Genomic DNA, 1,455 nt, shown 5'->3' on the forward strand with positions numbered 1-1,455 from the left:
CACCCCTGAGGTCGGTACCGCCACCATCACCGATGGCGGCAATGACGGCACACCAGGCGGCGGTGATGACGACCGCCCAGAAGTGGCCAGCGTGTCTGACACCACGGTCAGTGAAGGCGACGACGCCACCTTTACCGTCACCCTGACCAACGCGAGCACCACCAACACCACAGTGAGCCTGACCCTGGCTGGTGACAGTGCCGACAAGAACRTCGACTTCACGGGCACCACCGTGACCGTRAACGGCACCGAGATCCCTGTTGCCGCTGACGGCAGTTTCACCGTCTCCGTTGCTGCGGGCGACACCGCATTCAATGTGGTGGTTAACACAACAACTGATGACACCTATGAAGRTGATGAAACCTTCACTGTRTCAGCGAAGACCGACAATCAGGSCACCCCTGAGGTCGGTACCGCCACCATCACCGATGGCGGCAATGACGGCACACCAGGCGGCGGTGATGACGACCGCCCWGAAGTGGCCAGCGTGTCTGACACCACGGTCAGTGAAGGCGACGACGCCACCTTTACCGTCACCCTGACCAACGCGAGCACCACCAACACCACAGTGAGCCTGACCCTGGCTGGTGACAGTGCCGACAAGAACATCGACTTCACAGGCACCACCGTGACAGTGAACGGCACCGAGATCCCAGTTGCCGCTGACGGCAGTTTCACCGTCTCCGTTGCTGCGGGCGACACCGCATTCAATGTGGTGGTYAACACAACAACTGATGACACCTATGAAGGTGATGAAACCTTCACTGTRTCAGCGAAGACCGAYAATCAGGCCASCCCTGAGGTCGGTACCGCCACCATCACCGATGGCGGCAATGACGGCACACCAGRCGGCGGTGATGACGACCGCCCTGAAGTGGCCAGCGTGTCTGACACCACGGTCAGTGAAGGCGACGACGCCACCTTTACCGTCACCCTGACCAACGCGAGCACCACCAACACCACAGTGAGCCTGACCCTAGCTGGTGACAGTGCCGACAAGAACGTCGACTTCACGGGCACCACCGTGACCGTAAACGGCACCGAGATCCCTGTTGCCGCTGACGGCACGTTTACATTTAATGTACCTGCAGGTGAAACCAGCTTTAAAGTCGCGGTGGAAACACTGGATAACAAGATTGATGGCGACTCAGTATTTGAAAACACCGAAGGTTTCACCTTATCGGCTAAGACCGATAGTCAAGCATCTCAGATCACTGGCACTGGCACCATCGATGACGACGATGCCCCGACCCTGAATGTCACGGGGGGTGGCGAAGTCAATGAAGGTCAAAACATTACCTTCACCGTCGCGCTGTCCAACAAGGTCGCGGGCGACGTCGAATACACTTTCAACCTCACCGAGCAAGGTGTTGAGCGCGGTGATATCACTGGCCTCACCATCAACAACAAGGTACTGACTGACGACGAAATTGATGCCGTCTTTGCTGGTACCTA

1 protein-coding gene is annotated in these 1,455 nt (G+C 57.9%); it reads left to right on the forward strand.

Going from position 1 to position 1,455, the window contains the following annotated elements; all coding sequences use genetic code 11:
- The coding region (locus tag L4D06_RS25335) for a Calx-beta domain-containing protein (protein ID WP_429742247.1) at nucleotides 1-1,455 on the forward strand (1,455 nt) is incomplete at both ends.

This window comes from Enterovibrio makurazakiensis (assembly GCF_050336585.1).
Taxonomy (GTDB): domain Bacteria; phylum Pseudomonadota; class Gammaproteobacteria; order Enterobacterales; family Vibrionaceae; genus Enterovibrio; species Enterovibrio gelatinilyticus.